Here is a 17,411-nt window from a genome sequence, read left to right as displayed (position 1 = left end):
CACATCACCTTTCACCAACGAGTTCACGTTCGGGCAGCAGCACCGAGGGATTGGGCGAGAACGTCTGGTCGAGCACCAGGCTGGCCGCGCCGATCGCGCCGACGTCGACGCCGAGCGCCGTACCGGAGACCTCGAACGGGTGCACCGAGCGGACCAGGAACCGTTCCTCGAGGGCGACGCGGACCGCGTCGCCGAGCAGTGGCGCGAGCTGCTCCCAGTGCGGGCCGCCGAACACCACGCGCTCGAGGTCGAGCAGGTTCGCGATGTCCTCGACCACTTTGGCGATCCGCTGGGCCAGCACCGCGACGATCTCCCGCGCGAGTCCCGGCCCGTCTCCGGCCTCCGAGCAGAGCCGGGCGAAGGCGGCGTCGACCGCGCCGCGATCGTCCAGATCGATGCCCTGAGCAAGTACTCCGGCCTGCATCGCCTGCTGGACCAGGTAGCGCGGCTGGCTGGTCTCGCCGACGCAGCCGCGGCGTCCGCAGTAGCAGACCGGGCCGTCCGGGTCGACGATCACGTGACCGATCTCGCCGACATTGCTGGACGACCCGCGGACCACCTCGTCGCCGATCACGAGCCCGGCGCCGACGCCAGTACCGAGGTAGAAGAAGACGAAGCTGCCATCTCCGCCGGCCCACTTCTCGGCCGAAGCCGCCGCCGTCACGTCCTTGTCCAGGAGCACGGGCAACCCGATCCGCTCGCGCAACTCGTCCCGTAGCGGGACCAGATGCCAGGCGGACAGGTTCGGCGGGTCCACGACTACGCCGCGTTCGACGTCGATCGGTCCGGGTGCGGCGATCCCGACACCGGTGACGCGATCGCGTGGTGCCCCGGCCTCGGTGATCACGTCCTCGATCGTGGCCGCGATCCTGTCGATCAGGACCTCCGGGTCGTCCGTGGACGGCGTACCAACGCTGCGACGCGTGATCACTTCACCGGTGAGGTCGAGTACGACGACAGTCACGACCGCAGGGTCGAGGTGAACGCCGACGGCGTACTGGCCGGCGGGTTCTAGCTCGAGCAGGGTGCGTGGCTTGCCCAGGCCGGTGCTCTTCTGCCGACCGGCTTCGCGGAGCAGTCCCGCTTCGAGCAGTCGGCGCGTGATGTTGGAGATCGCCTGGCCGGACAGGCCGGTGACCTCGGCAAGCTCCACCCGGCTCAGCCGGGCACTGCGGCGGATCGCGTCGAGGACCACCGCGTCGTTGAAACCGCCGACGCGATCGAGGTTCGTGCCCCGGCGAACGCTCACAACTCCCCCATCAGCCGGAAACCGGGTCCGCACCCCACGGACGTGACCAGTCGTAGTGGACGGTCCCGCTCCCCGTGCGCCACGCGCTCGGTGTGGTGTTCACGAGCCAGTCCACCGGCTCGATCCCGGACGCGTCTCCACCACTGAGCGCCAACCGTATACCGTCACTCAACGCCCGGTCCGTCTGCTCCGTCCGGGCCGCCGGATCGACCGACACGAACAGCGCCGTGCCCGACCGGGCGACCAGCTCCAGGAAGCGCTGATTCAGCTCCCAGGGCGTCTCCGGCGTACACGGGACGCAGTCCGCGTCGACGGTGAAGAACCGGTTGTGCTGCGGCAGGCGGAACGCGAGTGTGTTCACGCCCATCTTCCGCGTCCGCTCCCAGTCCCGGCCGGACGTGTCGTCACCGGTGCGCTGTACGTCGACCAGTCCCGCCGCGAGATGCCCGACGGTGTTGCATCCGATCAGTACGACGTCGTCGGCCGCGGACCGGATCGCGCGGTAGAGCGCCAGCACGATCTCGGCCGTCGTCCGCGCCGGATCGTGGAGCTGCCAACCGCTGTCCGTCAGCCGCGACCCCATCGCCGGCCCGAACCGGCCGAAGACGTCGTACGTGCTGAAGTCGTGCTTCACCAGCTCGAAACCCCAGCCTTTGAACCGCTGCAGATCCGCGCGGACGAGGTCCAGGACCTCGGGGTACGACGGGTCGAGCGCGCGGCCGTTGCCGGGTCCGGAGCGACCCAACGGACCGGCCTCGCGGACCAGGAGCGGACGGAACCACAGGCCTGGCCGGGCACCGAGCTCCTTGATCGCGGCCGCAGTACCGGCCAGGTCGTCGAAGACACCGGGCTTGCCGAGGTCCCACGGACCGCCGGACGCGATACCGCCCGGGTACCAGCCGTCGTCGACAACGCTGAACGGCTTGACCGGGTGACCGTCGGCCAGTTCGACGATCGTGGCGGCGTCCTTGAGCACCGCCTTCTCGTCGAAGTTCTGGCCGTACGCGTAGTACCAGTTGTTGGCCCCGACTACCGGCGCGGGCTCAGGTCGCGCCGGTAGCCGGGAGCTCATGGTGGCGACCGCTGCTTCCAGGGTCTGCCACGGGGTGCCGGCGTCGTCGAAACTGCGGACGATCGCGGCGGTCAGGGTCCGGCCGTTCAGCTGGGTCGGACCGCCACCGTTGCGAAGGTCTAGCCACAGAGTGAACCCATCCGCGTCGACCGTCCACGCGCAGAACGCATTCGGCTGGACGTCCACGCCTGCGCCGGCCGTGCTCCCGGTCCGCGGATCGTGGGCGAGGAAGTGCCACGGGAGCAGTCGCTCGGGCTGCAGATGACGCCACTGCAGGTCGCCGTACGAGCGTTCCCAGGCGTCGCCGAGCACCAGCGCCTCGGCCGGCAACGCTTCGGCCCAGCGGAGGGCGACTCGCGAGACGGCTGCGGCGGTCACCTCGACGGCGCCGTCGGACCACTCCACGTCGACTCCGGCGGCCGACCAGGCCGTGCCGTTCCGGACCGTTGTGATCAGGGCGTCCGCAGAACCGACCTGGACGAAGACCGCGCTCGGTTCTCTCACCCAACCCCCTCGAACGAATTTCCCCACAGACTTTAGATAGTCGCCTGATTAATCGTCAAGACGGGTGATCGCGTCCACCAGACGGTCCACATCGGACTGATCCGTGTACGGCGCGAGGCCGACACGGACCCCTCCCGCCGGGCCCAGACCGAGGTGGCGGGCGGGTTCGTAGGCGTAGAACGAGCCGGCCGGGGCGTTGACGCCGGCCGCCGCCAGTCGCGCGGCCACCGTCGACGGTTCCCAGCCGTCCACGGTGAACAGCAGGGTCGGCGTACGGCGGGAGGCGTGGCCGTGGAGTGTGATTCCGGGGATGGCGGCCAGCCGGGATTCGAGGCCCTCCCGGAGGCTGTCCTCGTACTCCTCGACCACCCGCAACGAGTCCAGCAGACGCTCGCGTCGGGTGCTCCCGGTCCCACCGAGACCGGCGAGGAAGTCGACCGCCGCGGTCGTCCCGGCCAGGAGTTCGTACGGCAGCGTCCCGAACTCGAAGCGCTCGGGTACGACGTCCGCGGACGGCAGCAACTTGTCCGGATGCAGTGTCTCGAGCAACTCGGGCGCAGCCGTCAGCACGCCGAGATGCGGCCCGAAGAACTTGTACGGCGAGCAGGCGTAGAAATCGGCGTACGTCGCATCGACCGGCGCATGTGCGGTCAGGTGGACACCGTCGACGTAGATCAGTGCACCGGCCTGATGGACCTGGTCGGCGATGCGGGCGACATCAGGGCGGGTGCCAAGCAGGTTGGACGCGCCGGTGGCGGCGACCAGGCGAGTGCGGTCTGTCAGCAGCGGCGCGATGTCGTCCAGTTCGGACGTCGCAGTGTCGAAGCCGAGCCAGCGGACGGTCGCGCCGACGGCCTCGGCGGCCTGCACCCACGGGCGGACGTTCGCGTCGTGGTCGAGGCGCGAGACGATCACCTCGTCGCCAGGTCCCCACGACTTGGCGAGGGTGCGGGAGAAGTCGTACGTCAACTGAGTCATGCTGCGGCCGAAGACGATGCCGCGCGGATCGGTGCCCAGCAGGTCGGCCGTCGCCTCGCGGGCGGCGACGACGATCTCGTCGGCCCGTCGCTCGGCCGCGGTGAGGTGACCACGATTCGCCATCGCCGCGACCATCGTGGCCGCGACGGCGTCCGCGACCACGCGCGGCGTCTGCGAGCCGCCCGGACCGTCGAAATGTGCGGCGCCCTCGTCGAGCGCGGGGAACTGCTTGCGGACCGAGATCACGTCGAAGGCACCCATGGCCGTCATCCTCCCCCGCCGGGCAAGACCTCAGTCACCGGGTGGCCATTTCCCACCATCACTGCCCGATGCCGGGCAGATATATACGAACTGTCGATCAGGTAGTGCAGGATGTCAGGAGTGAGCACCGAGACGACTACTGACCAGGCACCGCTGCAGGCCTGGCTCCCGACGATGCTGGTCCTCGCGGCCATCTGGGGTTGCAGCTTCCTGTTCATCTCAGTCGGCGTCCGGGAGCTACCGCCGCTCTACCTGGCGCTCGGACGGGTGATCGCGGGCTCTCTCGTCCTGGTCACGATCCTCGCGGTGAAGCGCGAGTCGCTGCCCCGCGAGCCGCGGTTGTGGCTGCACTCGTTCGTGGTCGGCGCGATCGGCTCCGCGATCCCCTGGACCCTGTTCGGGTACGGCGAGCAGCGCATCCCCTCGCTGCTGGCGGGGATCTGGAACGGGATCACTCCGCTGATCGTGCTGCCGATCGCGGTGCTGCTCTTCCGGACCGAGACGTTCTCGCTGCAGAAGGTGTCCGGCCTGATCATCGGGTTCGCCGGCATGCTCGTCGTACTCGGCGCCTGGAATGTCGAAGGCGGCGCGGATCTGACCGGGCAGGCGCTGTGCATGCTCGCGGCGGTGTTCTACGGACTGGCGATCCCGTACCAGAAGCGGTTCATCGCCGGGACCACACTGTCCGGTACGGCGCTGTCCGCCAGCTTGTTGCTCTGCGCAACGGTCCAGCTCGCGATCGTGGCGCCGATCGTCACCCGGCAGGCGCCGCCGGCGCCGTGGTCGCTGTCGATCGAGGTGGTGCTGAGTGTGGTGGCGCTGGGTGCGCTCGGCAGCGGACTCGCATTCGTGCTCAGCCTGCGCAACATCCGGCTGATCGGGGCCAGCCGGTCGTCGATGGTGACGTATCTGATGCCGGTGTTCTCGATCCTGGTCGGCGTGATCGTGCTGCACGAGCACATCGCCTGGTACCAGCCGGTCGGCGGCCTCGTCGTACTGCTCGGCGTCGCGGTGTCGCAGGGGCTGCTGGCGTCGCTGCGGCGCAAGCCCGCGGTCGTGGCGCCGGCGACCACCGGTTAGTGGCGGCGGAGGTTCGGCACTGCCGCGATCACGACGGCGGCGAGGGCGAGCACGGTGCCGGCGACGACCGGGGACGTGACCGCCTTGTCGGCGGCCGGGAGGAACAGGTCGATGAACAGGCTCGCGATCAACTGACCGGCGATGGTGCCGAGGCCGAGCACGAACACGCCGACCACCCGGACCACGGCCGCCGCGGCGCTGATGAAGATCACGCCGCAGGTGCCGCCGAGGTACAGCCACGGCTCGCTCGGCAGGTGGTGCGGCAAGCCCTCGAACCCGAGATCGACGAGGAACACCAGCAGCAAGGCGGCGAACCCGACCAGGAAGTTGACCACGCCGGCCGCGATCGCGCCGTACGCATCCGGTGAAGCGGTCCGGGCGACGCGACCGTTGATCGCCTGCTGGACCGCGGCGCCGAGCCCGGCCAGTGCGGGCAGGATCGCGAGCAGCAGGCCGTCGGGGTGACCGAGTTGATCCGAGACCGCCAGTACTACGGCGACCAGCGCGACCAACGCGCCGACGACGCGGACGGTGGTGAACGGCTGAGGGCCGGCCGGGCCGAAGCCGAGCCGGTCCACGACGAGGCTGCTGATCGCCTGGCCCGCGACGCCGGCCACGGTGAAGACGGCGACGCCGATCACCGAGACCGTGATCGATTGGGTGGCGACCAGGAACGCACCCGACAGGCCGCCGAGGCATTGCCACCAGCGCAGGCCGCCGTACCCGCGCATCGGCATACGGATCGCTCGCCAGACGTTACCGAGCGAGTGGCGGATCTGCGGCACGAGCGCGGCGCCGGTGAGCAGGACGGCGAGTCCGGTGACGAACGAGATGAGGGCGGCGGCAATACCGTCGGCGAGGACGTCGCCGAGTTCACCGTTCAGCCGGGACTGGACCGCGACCAGCATGCCGATACCGAAAGCGGCGGTCAGCCCGATCAGGTGGTGCTGTCGGGTGGAGCGCGGCGCTGGGGCGATCGTTGTCACCCCTCTATCATGACCGTCGCGCGTCTTGCACCTGACAGCAGGTCCAGGTGATGGTCCCCTTACGTCCGGCGGATGAGCGCGAGGTACATCGCGTCCGTGCCGTGCAGGTGCGGCCAGAGCTGGACGTCGGGGCCGTCGCCGAGATCGGGTACGCCGGGGAACAGCGGGCGGGCGTCCTCGAGTTCGGCGTCGTCGCGCTTGGCGAGTACGGCGTCCACTACCGCTCGGGTCTCGTCCGGATGCGGGGAGCAGGTGACGTACGCGACCACGCCGCCCGGGCGGGCCGAGGTGATGGCTGAGTCGAGCAGGTCCTCTTGGAGTGGGCGCAGTTCGGCGACGTCTTCCGGCGTACGGCGCCAGCGGGCCTCGGGTCTGCGGCGGAGTGCGCCTAGGCCGCTGCAGGGGACGTCGGCGAGCACGCGGTCGAACGATCCGGCCGGCCAGGTCGGTTTGGTGCCGTCACCGATGAGGACCTTGTGCTCCCCCGGGATCGCACGCAGGTTGGAGCGGACCAGTTCGGCGCGGTGCTTGAGCGGCTCTACTGCGGTCAGCTGACCGTCCCGCTGGTTCACGAGCGCTGCCAGCAACGCCGACTTCCCGCCGGGTCCCGCACACAGATCCAGCCAGGCACCGTCCGCGCCTTCGATGGACGCGTTGGCCAACGCGGTCGCCACCAACTGCGAGCCCTCGTCCTGTACGCCGGCCCGTCCGGTCGCGACGGCATCGATCCGGCCGGGATCACCGCCGCCCTCCAGCACGGCGGCGTACGGCGACCACCGGCCCGCAGTCGCACCCGCCGCCACCAACTCGTCCACGTCCGACACCCCAGGCCGAGCCACCAGCGTCACCCGAGGCGGCTCGTTGTCCGCATCCAGCAGCTCCTCCAACCCGTCGTCACCCAGTGCCTGGGCGAAGGCCTCGATGACCCAGCGAGGATGGGCCTTGGCGATCGCGAGGTGGCCGAGGCGGTCCTGCTCGGCGGGTGGGGGGACGGTGTCGATCCATTGGGTGAGGGTGCGTTGGCTGATCTTGCGGAGGACAGCATTGACCAGGCCGCTGCGTTTCTGGCCGATCTCGGCTCGGGTGAGCGTGACCATCTCCGAGACCGCGGCGTACGAGTCGACGCGCATCCGGAGGAGTTGGTGGGTGCCGAGGCGGAGGAGGTCGAGCAGCTCGGGGTCGAGATCGGCGAGGGGACGCGACACGCTGCGGGCGAGGAAGGCGTCGTACGTGCCCTGCCAACGCAGCGTGCCGTGGACGAGTTCGGTGCAGAACGCCGCGTCACGACCGCTGAGACGCTGCTCGCGGAGTGCCTTGTTGAGCGCGAGGTTGGCGTAACCGCCTTCGGCCGTGACCTGCCGGATGACCTGGTACGCGACCCCACGTACCCGATCCGGCCGACGCTGCGGCGCGCGGTTTCGGGGCGACCGGTCGCTCACGCGGAGGGTCCCAAGCGGTCCTCGTCGGTCAGACGGACACCTCGGGCCCAGTCGGCCGCGGCCATCGGCTTCTTGCCCTGGGGCTGCACCGTCACCAACTCGACCGCCTTGCTCCCAGTGCCGACCGTGACGCTCGACTTGGTCGCGCGCAACTCCCCCGGCTTCAGCTCCTCGTCGGTGAGCCGGACCGCGAGCACCTTCAACCTCTCACCACGGAACATCGTCCACGCGCCCGGCGCCGGGTTGCACCCGCGCACCAGCCGATCCACACGCTGCGCCGGCGCGGCCAGATCCAGCTCCGCGTCCTCGACGGTGATCTTCGGCGCGAGCGTCACCCCGTCGCTCGGCTGCTCCCGCGCCTCGAGTACTCCGGCCTCGATCCCGTCGAGTGTGTCGACCAGGAGCTTCGCGCCCGACTCGGCCAGCCGGGTCAGCAGGTCGCCCGAGGTGTCGTGCGGACCGATCGGCTCGGTGAGTACGCCGTACACCGGACCGGCGTCGAGCGCCTTCACGATGCGGAACGTGCTCGCGCCGGTGACGTCGTCGCCAGCGATAATCGAGTGCTGCACCGGCGCCGCACCACGCCACGCGGGCAGCACCGAGAAGTGCAGGTTGATCCAGCCTTGCGGCGGGATGTCGAGGGCCGTCTGCGGCAGCAGACCGCCGTACGCGACCACCGGGCAGCAGTCCGGAGCGATCTCGGTCAGCCGGGCCAGGAAGTCCGGGTCGCGCGGCTTGACCGGCTTGAGGATCTCGATGCCTCCGAGCTCCTCGACGTACTGCGCCACCGGGGAAGCGACCAGCTTGCGGCCACGGCCGGCGGGCGCGTCCGGACGGGTCACGACGCCGACGAGTTCGTGGCGGCTGGCAACGATCGCCTTCAGCGCGGCGACAGCAGGTTCCGGCGTACCGGCGAAGACGAGTCTCACAGACCGAATCCGTTCGTCGGGTGGGGCGAGATTCTGACCTGCGGCGGGCCGCTCAGACCGGACCATTCGGCCTCGCGGATCGCCTTCATCGCCTGCTTGCGGGTGACCGTGTCGAGCCGGTCGAGGAACAGGATGCCGTCCAGGTGATCGGTTTCGTGCTGGATCGCCCGCGACAGCATGTCGGAGCCCTCGATCACGACCGGGTCGCCGTACATGTTGAAGCCCTTGGCGATCACGGACAGGGCGCGGCGGCAGTCGAAGGTCAGTCCGGGGATCGACAGGCAGCCCTCCGGGCCGAACTGCTCGTCCGCGGACAGCGTCAGCTCCGGGTTGACCAGGTGCCCGAGTTCGCCCTCGACGTGGTACGTGAACACCCGCAGGCCGACGCCGATCTGAGGCGCGGCCAGGCCGGAGCCCGGCGCGTCCTGCATGGTGTCGGTGAGGTTCGCCACCAGACGGCGCAGCTCGGCGTCGAAGTCGACGACCGGCTCGGCCTTGGTGGTCAGGACGGGGTCGCCGAACAGGCGGATGGGTTGGACCGACACAGACTCTCCACAGCGTTCCACGGACCGGGACCGAGCAAGTCTAGTTGGCGCGGCGAGTGGATTCAGGTGGCAGGGGGCTCTCCACATTGTTGCCACAAGCACGTACTGTGGTCCCAGGCGTACCCTCAGTCACTGTCGTCACACGCCCAACGGGAGACCCAATGCCCACAGCAGCACGGGGGGCAACTCTGATCCTCCTGGGTGCACTGCTTGCACAGGCACCCCTCACCGCCGCCGCCTACGAACCGCGCGACCCGGAGACTTCCGGACCGCCCCGCACCATGGTCCCCTCCGCGGAGCCCACGGTTACCCCGACTACCGCGTCACCCAGCGCATCGCCTACTGAGCCGGTTGCTGAGCCTGCGGCTGCGCGGTCGTGGAGTGATGTGGTGAAGCAGGTGACGGAGACGTCGCCGAACAACCTCCAACTGAAGGCGGCGGATGCTTCCGCGCAGGCGTCGTCGATCATGCGTTGCTTCAATCTGGAGGAGGAGAACTACTGCCTCGGGCTGGGGTTCGTCGACCAGGTGCCGACCGGTGCTCAGTTGCAGGAGGTGATGAGCCCGCCGACCGTTCGCGCGGATGGCGAGGTCGGCGTCGAGCAGGACATCCCGACCGGGGATCTCACCCCGGCCGCCTTCGTGGCGGAACGCGCGGCGATGCCGACGAGCGCCCGAGTCACCACCGAACTGGACGAAATGCAAGCCGCCTGGGACGGCCGGGCCAAGGCCCGGGAGTTGCGGCTCCTAGCTGAAGCTCCGGATGCACCAGAAGCGTCACCCACGCCAACACCTACTCCTACTGCTACTGCTACTCCGACGGTGGCGCCGACGCAGAGAGTGCCTACTCAGGGGACTCCCGGGCCGGTTACTCCGTCGGTGGTGCCGGTGACGGCGCCGGGTTCGGCGTACATCATGAAGGGGTTTCAGACCTCGCAGGAGAAGGGGTACTGGTGTGGGCCGGCGACGTTCCAGTCGATCGACTGGGCCGACGACAACCAGAAGGACACCCAGGCGTCCTGGGCCAAGGACCTCGGCGCGACCACGTCCGGTACGGCGATCTCCGCGATGGTCAAGCAGACCAACCTGAAGACGGCCTGGCCGAAGTCCGCCGGCACGTACATCGTGCAGAACGTCTCCGGCTGGAACTCGAAGACATTCATGACCGTGCACGAGAAGCATCTCGGCGTCTACAAGGCACCCGTCATCGAGCACGTCCAACTGCTGAAGCGGTACTTCCCGTACCTCGCCTTCAACCACAGCGGCCACTACCAGGTCGGCCGCGGCTACGACCGGGCCAAGAACACGATCGCGATCTTCGAGGTCTTCAACGAACGCCGGTTCAACAGCCGCGGCAACGTCACCGACGGCCCGAAGAACATCCCGGCGTCCGCCCTGTTCAACGCCACCCTGGCCAACTCTTTCAAGAACATCGGACTCTGACCGGATGTGCCGTACCACCGTTGCCGTAGGCACCGTTCTCGTCCTGCTGCTGGCCGGCTGCTCCTCCTCGAAGGACGAATCGAGCCCCTCACCATCCAGCACACCGAGCCGGACACCCACCGGAACGCCGGGCCCGCCGACCGACTCCGGTACGGCGGTCCCGGCCTGGACGAAGGTGATGCGGCAACCGGTGGACGGCCTGCACCTGGTCACCCAACAGCGCAAGTACGTCGTCACCCGCGCCAGCGACGAGGCCGGGATCACCACCGTGACCGACCGCAGCAGCAAGAAGGTCGTGATCAGGCACACCCCGGCCGCGGGCTTCGTCGCGCAGTCGCCGGTGGTGATCGACGACCACTGGGCTTTGATCGAGGACATCCGGTCCGACGGTCCGGCGCCGGAGATCACGGTGTTGCGCTATGACCTGACCACCGGCCGCTCGGCCGAACTGTCCCAGCTCCCCAAGGTCTCCGAACCCGAGATCGGCGCGTACGACGGTACGTTCGCCTACAGCTCGACCGACGCGCGCAACCGATCCTGCCTGATCGTCGCCGACCTCGCGACGCTGAAGGGTCGGACCGTCACCTGCGTCGCCGATCCCGGGTACGTCGCGGATCCGGTGGTGTCGGCGGACTCGGTGACGTTCAGCGAGATCACCGCACCCGAGACCGCCCGCCGCTGCAAGCGCCTCCTGACCGCGCCGCTGTCCGGCGGCCCGGCCCAGCCGGTGCCGGCAGCAACCAAGTGCATCCAGTGGAGCGGCGCATCGGTGCGCGGGGCAACGGTGTGGTCGGAGGTCGGCGCTACCGACCCGGACCAGTACCAGAGCAAGGCGTACGTCCGGGAGGCTGCCGACTCCGCCGCGCGTCCACTCGGCACTGTGGTCACCGACACCATCCTTGCCTGCGGCAACTGGATCCTCTGGGAGACCCGGACCGTCACGGGTGGCGACGACGTCTACCAGATCAACCGCTGGCGCCCCGGCCTCGGCACGCCGCAGCGCATGTACGCCGGCAAGGCCGGGACCGCACTCACACCGATGACCTGCCAGGACAACACGGTGTACGTCGAGGCCGCCGACCTGTCCGGCAGTCCGACGTACACCGAGGCGATCTCAGCAGCCCTCGTCTAGTGCAGGGCCTAGCGCCGCGCGTGGCGGATGCGCAGCTTTCCGAATCCCATCGACCCGGAGATCCGGATCGTCGGTCCTGCCGCACCAGTCCGCCGCGGCGGTTGGTACTGCGAGTCCTTCCATCCCGTGCGGAGGCCTTCAATGTCGACGATCGCGTCGCGCGGCACGGTGATCTTGGCCCCGCCGGTGCCGAGTTGCAGCTCGATGTCCACGACCCGGTGCTTGATGATCGCGCGGGACAGATCCAGCTGCACTCGTCCGAGCCCCGAGTGGACCTTCAGCGTCCTGGGCACCAGCCATTCGCCGCGCCGCCGGATCCGCCCGGCGACTGCGGAGATCGTGGACGTGGTGCCGGCATCCGGCGCCGGCAGCCCGGACAGAGCCGCATCGATGTCGTGCTGGGTCGTGGCGGTGAGCACCTGGTGGAGGCGCTGATCCATGTCCTCGTACGAGATCAGCTCAGCCGTGAAGGCCTCCTGCACACGCTCGACGGCCGTGTCGCGGTCGTCGGACCTGATCAACGATGAGCGGTCGTCGTTCGGTACAGAGGTCACCGTCTCACTGTAATGCGATCCCCCGGGCACGGAGCTGGTCGCGGAGGTCGGCGGCGCCGGTGAACTGCTCCGCGTCGAGGCCGACCGCGCGAGCGCCGTCGACGTTGTGCTGCATGTCGTCGGTGTAGAACGTGCGCGCGGCGTCCAGGTGGAAGCGCTCGAGCAGGATCCGGTAGATCTTCTCGTCCGGCTTCACCGTCTGCTCGACCCCGGACACGATCTCGCCGTCGAAGCGGGTGAGGATCGGGAACGCCTCCTTGGCGACCTCCCACTTCTCCGCCGAGAAGTTGGTCAGCGCGTACGTCGGGATGCCGAGCGCACGGAGCTCGGTGATGACCGCGGCGGTGTCCTCGAAGACGCCCTTCACCATCGTCAGCCAGCCGGTGTCGTAGGCCTCGATCAGGTCGGCGTGCTGCGGGTGCAGGCTCGTCAGCTCCGCCACCGCCTCGGACCAGGGCCGGCCCGCGTCCTGCTGGTGGTTCCACGCCGGGGAGGTGACCTCGGACAGGAACCGCGTCCGCTCCTGCTCGTCGGGGATCAGGTCGGCGTACAGATAGTCCGGGCTCCAGTCCAGCAACACTCCGCCGATGTCGAACACCACGGCGTCGATCGTCCGCTCAGTCATGCCCGCAACCCTACGAGATCGGATCGGCGGCTGGGCTGCTGAATGCGGTCCAGCATGGCGGGACGCTCGGCGTCCCGGGGCTGGGCACGGTGTTTCTGCATCACCCGGCGACGGCGCACCGAGCCTTCTGGATCGCGACCGCGGCCATCGCCGCGACCCTGGTCACGGCTCACCTCATGCGGTCGCCGCGTTCGCGGCAGCCCGCGCATGCAGCGCCGGCGCCAGCGAGTACTGCCCGATGAAGATCACCACACCGAGTACTGCGCAGCCCAGCCAGGTGACGGTCGGGCCGAAGTGCTCGAGGGCATTGGTCCCGGTCAGCGGGCCGACCACCGTGCCGACGCCGAAGGCCATCCCGGCCAGACCCATGTAGCGGCCCCGCAGGTCGATCGGAGCGAGGTCGGCGAACACGGCACCGATGACAGCCGCGAACCCGATCTCGCCGATCGTCCAGACCACGACCGACACCCCGTAGCCCCACCAGGTGTGGACGACGGCACCGATCCCGAACCCGAGACCGACCACGAGCATCGACACCGCGAGCAGTTTCGGCCGGTCGATCTTCACCAGCCACTTACCGAGGAACGGCTGGATCAGCACGATCACCACGCCGTTCAGCGCGATCACCAACCCGTACGTCGAGGACGGCAGACCGTCGTCGGCCATGGCGAGCGGGAGCGTCGAGTAGCCCTGCATGTAGATGGTCGCGTAGCCGATCTGGAGCAGGATCATCAACAAGAACACGGTGTCGCGCAGAACCACCGGGAGCAGCGGCCGGTGCGGTACGCCGGCCTCCGGTGCCGGCCGGCTCTCCGGCACCATCGCCCAGATCACCAGACCGGCGATCACCGACGTACCGGCGTTCAGCCAGAACAGCAGGCCGTAGCCGACCGAGGCCAGCACGCCCGCGCTCACGGTGGACACCGAGAAGCCGAGGTTGATCGCCCAGAACAGCAGGCCGTACGCCCGGACGCGTTCGCCCGGCTCGAGCAGGTCGGCCACGGTCGCCTGAACAGCCGGTCGGAACAGGTCGCCGAGCAGGCCGACCAGGAAGGCGGTCACCCAGATCATCGCCATCGATCGGGCCGAGCCGAGCAGGATCAGGGCGGCGCCGGTGCCGAAGAAGCAGATCAGCATGGTCAGGCGGCGCCCGACCCGGTCGGCCAGCCACCCTCCGCTGAGCTGGGCGGCGACACTGCCGGCACCGACCGCGGCGGCCACGGCACCCGCCGTACCGGCCGACAGGTGGCGGTCGTGGGTCAGGTAGAGGACGAGGAACGGCTGCACAAAGCTGCCCAGCCGGTTGACGAGCTGGCAGACCCAGAGCGCCCAGAACGCCCTCGGCAGGGCGGCGGGCGCAGGGGATTCGACGGCGACAGCACTCATGGTGACAACTCTCCCGGTGAGCTCGGGCGGTGTCGAACATTAGGCACAGGACTAATCGAGGGGTAGCCTGCCCAGGTGATCACGATCAGCCTGAACGCCGGTGATGTCGGCCGGATCCGGTTCGCGCTCTCACCGGTATGGGAGGCGGTGACCAGTGTTCGGGCGCTGAGCAACAACACCGCCCGCAGCGTGCACGGCCCCTGGCTGCAGAAGGTCCGGCCGATCATCGAGGGTCCGGATCTGACGTTGCTGAGGGCACTCATTCCGCCGGTCGGTTACATCCCCGACTTCATCACGCCGGCGCCGCCGCGCCGGTCGACCAGCCTGGAGTCGGGACTGGATGCGATCGCCGCCACACCGCACCACTTGGTGGTCGACGAGATCGGCCGCCTGCACGCGGACAACCCACATCCCCTGCTGCCGGACCTGATCGCCCACCCGGCCAAGGCGCTGGAGCTGATCACTTCGTCGCTGGAGTCGTACTGGCGGCGGGCGATCGAGCCCGACTGGCGGCGGATGCGCTCGCTGCTCCAGGAGGATCTGGCCTTCCGGCTGGACCAGCTGGCCAGTGGCGGGCTGGAGCGGCTGTTCCGGAGTCTGCATCCGTCCGTTGGCTTCACCGGCGACCGGATCGAGATCGATCGGCCGTTCTGCTGCCACGGCGAGCCGATGACCGGGCAGGGTGTGCTGCTGGTGCCGTGCGTGTTCAACTGGCCGGCCGCGCTGGCGGTGACCGCGGCGCCGCACGTGCCGACGATCACGTACCCGCCGCGCGGACTCGGGCGGCTGTGGGAGGACCGCCAGGAGACGGCCGACTCGCCGCTCGCTGACCTGGTCGGGCGGACCCGGGCCGCGATCGTGAGTCACCTGGATCTGCCGATGTCGACGACGCATCTGGCCCATCAACTCGGGGTGTCCGCGCCGACGTTGAGCGTGCACCTCAGCATCCTGCGGAACGCCGGCGTGGTCGATTCGCGCCGCGACGGCCGGACCGTGCTCTACTACCGCACCTCCCTCGGCAGCCAACTCCTCACCGCCGCCACTCCCCTGGCTTCGACCGCCTGACCGGAGCGGATCCCCGCCACTCACCAAGGACTCCGGCGCACCCATGTCCCGGCTTACTCGGACCGGCGTCCGCGCTGTCCAGCGAGGTTGGTGAGTGGCGCAGGTCCACCGACGGCCTAGCCGAAGCTCGGTGGGTCCACCTGGATCCGGACGGAGCCGGGGTTCTTCTTGGTTGTGCGGGCCGACTGGGCTTCCTTGAGGGAACGCGCGAGGGCTGTGCCGGCCGCGCGCGGCGTACGGACGACGGCCCGGACGGTCTCATCGTCGACGTCGACCGGGCCCAGCACCTCGAGCCCGGCGGCAACGGGGAGCAGCGGGCGCAGGCGGGTGATGAGGTCGGCGACCGCGTCGGCGGGTCCGGTGAGTTCGGCGAGCTTGGCGGCGGGCGCGAGGCGCGCGGCCCGGCGCTCCTCGATCTCGCGAGCGGCGAAGCCTTCGGGACTCCAGCGAACGACGGCCTGGAGGGGAGGCGCCGACGGTTCGCCGACCAGGATGACCGTTCCGCCGTCGCGGGCCGGCCGGACCAGAGCCGCCGCGTTGAACCACCGCCGCACCGCTTCCTCGGGTGCGCGCAGATCCGGGCGGGCGAGCATGAGCCACGTGTCGAGCAACAGCGCCGCGCTGTAGCCTCCCTCCGCGACGGGCTCGGCGCCCGGCGTAGTGACGATGAGCGCCGGCTTGTCCGGGACGACGTCCAGCACGTTGTCGCCGCCCGACGTACGAACCACCAATCCGGGAAAGGCTCGCCCCAACTCCTCCGCCGTACGACGGGCTCCGACGACGGCGGCGCGCATCCGGGTGTCACCACACTCCGGGCAACGGTGATCTGCCGCAGGACGACCGCAGATGCTGCAACTCGGAGGCCCGCTGCCACCAGTACGACGCAATGTCCCACCACACGTCGAACACCGGGACGGCGCCCGGCAGGTCTGACACACCAGGCTCGGCAGATACCCAGCCCGCGGAACCTGCACCAGCACCGGCCCGGACCGCAGCCCCTCCCGCGCGATCTCGAACGCTCGATGCGGCAGCCGCGCCGCCCGAGCCGCCGGGTCGCGCGCGAGATCCGTGTCCGACTCCCCCGCGATGTGCACGGCCGGAGCAGCCGCCCGGATCACACTCCGATCCGCGATCAGCTCATGCGCGAACCCCGACTCGATCAACGCCGCCGAATCCACCGAGCGCGCGAACCCACCGACCAAGGCCGCACATTTCTGCCGGAACGCCCGCAGCAGCAACACCTCACGAGCGTGCGGGTACGGCGCGCGCGGCTCGGCGTACGAGTCGTCACCGTCGTCCCACAACGCGACCAGCCCGAGGTCCGCCACCGGCGCGAACGCGGCCGCCCGCGTCCCGATCACCACCCGCGCGCACCCTCGCAATGCCGTGAGGAAGGCGCGGTAGCGAGCCGTCGGCCCGAGATCCGCCGACAGTGTGACGAACCCCGCCTCGCCGAGCACCGCCGTACACGCCGCTGCCAGCCGCTCGAGATCACGCGCATCCGGTGCCAGCAGCAACGCACCCCGCCCCGACGCCGCACACACAGCCGCGGCCTGGGCGAACGCGAGCGGCCATTCGGCCCCGGGCACGGCGGTCCAGATCGCGCGCGGAGACTCCGATCGCGCGATCGCGTCCAGGAATCCAGCCGGGTACGGCGACCATTCGGAGCGCGAGGTGGACGCCGGTGGTGGCGCAGGCTGGTTGCACCGCAGCGGCTCGCCCTCGACCTTCGCGTGGCGGGGCGGCACCGCCAACCGGGTCACGTCCGCGAACACCCCGGCGTACCGATCGGCGACCGCGCGGCAGAGGTCGGCGATCTCCGGCGTCAGCACCTGCTCGGGCGACACGACCCTCCGGATCCGGACGAGCTTGCCCTCGTGGTCCGACGACTCCAGCCGCTCCAGCACGAACCCGTCCAGGTCCTTGCCGGCGAAACGCACCTTCACCCGCGCACCGGGCTGCGCCGCCGCGGCCAGATCCTCCGGCACGAGGTAGTCGAACGGCCGGTCCAGATGCGGCAGCGAGACATCGACCGCGATCCGGGCCACCGGTAACGTCTCGGTGATCCCGGCCGGCTGCTTGGTGCGGGACTTGCGAACGGTGTCCCGCAGCAGAGTCAGCTGCTCCGGCGAGTCCCCGTTCGATGTCACCGGGAAACTCTAGT

The 17,411-nt window shown here is 69.6% G+C and carries 15 protein-coding genes; 4 read left to right on the top strand and 11 right to left on the bottom strand.

Annotated elements, in window-relative coordinates; translation table 11 throughout:
• Window positions 1-4: 4 nt before the first annotated feature.
• Genes E0H75_RS18965 through E0H75_RS18955 form a run of 3 tightly spaced genes read right to left on the bottom strand, consistent with a single transcriptional unit; the run spans window position 5 to window position 4,064 of the window.
• Window positions 5-1,249: an ROK family transcriptional regulator gene (locus tag E0H75_RS18965; protein ID WP_131514909.1), complete on the bottom strand. Its 1,245-nt coding sequence runs from the start codon at window positions 1,247-1,249 to the stop codon at window positions 5-7.
• Window positions 1,250-1,259: 10 nt separating this feature from the next.
• On the bottom strand, window positions 1,260-2,825 hold the full coding sequence (locus tag E0H75_RS18960; RefSeq protein ID WP_238163129.1) for an alpha-amylase family protein: 1,566 nt from the start codon (window positions 2,823-2,825) through the stop codon (window positions 1,260-1,262).
• A 48-nt stretch (window positions 2,826-2,873) separates the two neighbouring features.
• Complete coding sequence (locus tag E0H75_RS18955) at window positions 2,874-4,064, bottom strand: cysteine desulfurase-like protein (protein WP_131514908.1); 1,191 nt, start codon at window positions 4,062-4,064, stop codon at window positions 2,874-2,876.
• Between the two features lie 120 nt (window positions 4,065-4,184).
• Between E0H75_RS18955 and E0H75_RS18950 the strand changes: the two genes are divergently transcribed.
• Entirely contained in the window at window positions 4,185-5,144 is a 960-nt protein-coding gene (locus E0H75_RS18950) for a DMT family transporter (protein ID WP_202873049.1), read from the top strand.
• Here the strand turns inward: E0H75_RS18950 and E0H75_RS18945 are convergent.
• The 4 genes from E0H75_RS18945 to def are packed head-to-tail and all read right to left on the bottom strand — an operon-like array spanning window position 5,141 to window position 9,043.
• Complete coding sequence (locus E0H75_RS18945; protein WP_238163128.1) at window positions 5,141-6,130, bottom strand: DMT family transporter; 990 nt, start codon at window positions 6,128-6,130, stop codon at window positions 5,141-5,143. The two genes, E0H75_RS18950 and E0H75_RS18945, sit on opposite strands and share 4 nt — an antisense overlap.
• A gap of 59 nt (window positions 6,131-6,189) precedes the next feature.
• Window positions 6,190-7,569, bottom strand: a complete 1,380-nt coding sequence (locus tag E0H75_RS18940; RefSeq protein WP_131514905.1) for an RsmB/NOP family class I SAM-dependent RNA methyltransferase — start codon at window positions 7,567-7,569, stop codon at window positions 6,190-6,192.
• The gene (fmt, locus tag E0H75_RS18935) at window positions 7,566-8,498 is read right to left on the bottom strand and encodes a methionyl-tRNA formyltransferase (protein WP_131514904.1); all 933 of its coding nucleotides are present in this window, start codon (window positions 8,496-8,498) and stop codon (window positions 7,566-7,568) included. The genes E0H75_RS18940 and fmt overlap by 4 nt, the downstream gene beginning before the upstream one ends.
• The gene (def, locus tag E0H75_RS18930; protein WP_131514903.1) at window positions 8,495-9,043 is read right to left on the bottom strand and encodes a peptide deformylase; all 549 of its coding nucleotides are present in this window, start codon (window positions 9,041-9,043) and stop codon (window positions 8,495-8,497) included. Before def ends, fmt begins: the two co-directional genes overlap by 4 nt.
• Before the next feature lie 389 nt (window positions 9,044-9,432).
• On the opposite strand from def, the gene E0H75_RS18925 reads away from it, so the two are divergent.
• The gene (locus E0H75_RS18925) at window positions 9,433-10,485 is read left to right on the top strand and encodes a C39 family peptidase (RefSeq protein ID WP_238163127.1); all 1,053 of its coding nucleotides are present in this window, start codon (window positions 9,433-9,435) and stop codon (window positions 10,483-10,485) included.
• Between the two features lie 4 nt (window positions 10,486-10,489).
• Window positions 10,490-11,617: a hypothetical protein gene (locus E0H75_RS18920; protein WP_238163126.1), complete on the top strand. Its 1,128-nt coding sequence runs from the start codon at window positions 10,490-10,492 to the stop codon at window positions 11,615-11,617.
• Window positions 11,618-11,625: 8 nt separating this feature from the next.
• Here E0H75_RS18920 and E0H75_RS18915 read toward each other — a convergent pair whose 3' ends face one another.
• From E0H75_RS18915 to E0H75_RS18905, 3 genes are all read right to left on the bottom strand, one after another.
• A complete protein-coding gene (locus E0H75_RS18915) occupies window positions 11,626-12,171 on the bottom strand; it encodes a DUF1707 SHOCT-like domain-containing protein (protein WP_131514901.1) in 546 nt (181 codons plus the stop codon).
• Between the two features lie 4 nt (window positions 12,172-12,175).
• Window positions 12,176-12,796 carry an HAD family hydrolase gene (locus E0H75_RS18910; protein ID WP_131514900.1) on the bottom strand — a complete coding sequence of 207 codons (621 nt, stop codon included), beginning with the start codon at window positions 12,794-12,796 and terminating at the stop codon, window positions 12,176-12,178.
• Window positions 12,797-12,970: 174 nt separating this feature from the next.
• Window positions 12,971-14,182 carry an MDR family MFS transporter gene (locus E0H75_RS18905; RefSeq protein ID WP_131514899.1) on the bottom strand — a complete coding sequence of 404 codons (1,212 nt, stop codon included), beginning with the start codon at window positions 14,180-14,182 and terminating at the stop codon, window positions 12,971-12,973.
• A 75-nt stretch (window positions 14,183-14,257) separates the two neighbouring features.
• Between E0H75_RS18905 and E0H75_RS18900 the strand changes: the two genes are divergently transcribed.
• Window positions 14,258-15,247 carry an ArsR/SmtB family transcription factor gene (locus E0H75_RS18900; RefSeq protein ID WP_131514898.1) on the top strand — a complete coding sequence of 330 codons (990 nt, stop codon included), beginning with the start codon at window positions 14,258-14,260 and terminating at the stop codon, window positions 15,245-15,247.
• Window positions 15,248-15,363: 116 nt separating this feature from the next.
• Here the strand turns inward: E0H75_RS18900 and E0H75_RS18895 are convergent, their stop codons facing one another.
• Entirely contained in the window at window positions 15,364-17,397 is a 2,034-nt protein-coding gene (locus E0H75_RS18895) for a primosomal protein N' (protein WP_131514897.1), read from the bottom strand.
• Between the last annotated feature and the right edge of the window lie 14 nt (window positions 17,398-17,411).

It is taken from the genome of Kribbella capetownensis, assembly GCF_004331485.1.
GTDB lineage: Bacteria > Actinomycetota > Actinomycetes > Propionibacteriales > Kribbellaceae > Kribbella > Kribbella capetownensis.
The sequence above is the reverse complement of the archived record's forward strand: the minus strand, read 5'-3'. Positions and strand labels throughout refer to the sequence as shown.

What these genes read in the sequence shown, in the direction of transcription:
- E0H75_RS18955 (WP_131514908.1), bottom strand. Translation starts at nt 4,064, where the DNA reads ATGGGTGCCTTCGACGTGATCTCGGTCCGCAAGCAGTTCCCCGCGCTC.
- E0H75_RS18920 (WP_238163126.1), top strand. Translation starts at nt 10,490, where the DNA reads ATGTGCCGTACCACCGTTGCCGTAGGCACCGTTCTCGTCCTGCTGCTG.
- E0H75_RS18910 (WP_131514900.1), bottom strand. Translation starts at nt 12,796, where the DNA reads ATGACTGAGCGGACGATCGACGCCGTGGTGTTCGACATCGGCGGAGTG.
- E0H75_RS18905 (WP_131514899.1), bottom strand. Translation starts at nt 14,182, where the DNA reads ATGAGTGCTGTCGCCGTCGAATCCCCTGCGCCCGCCGCCCTGCCGAGG.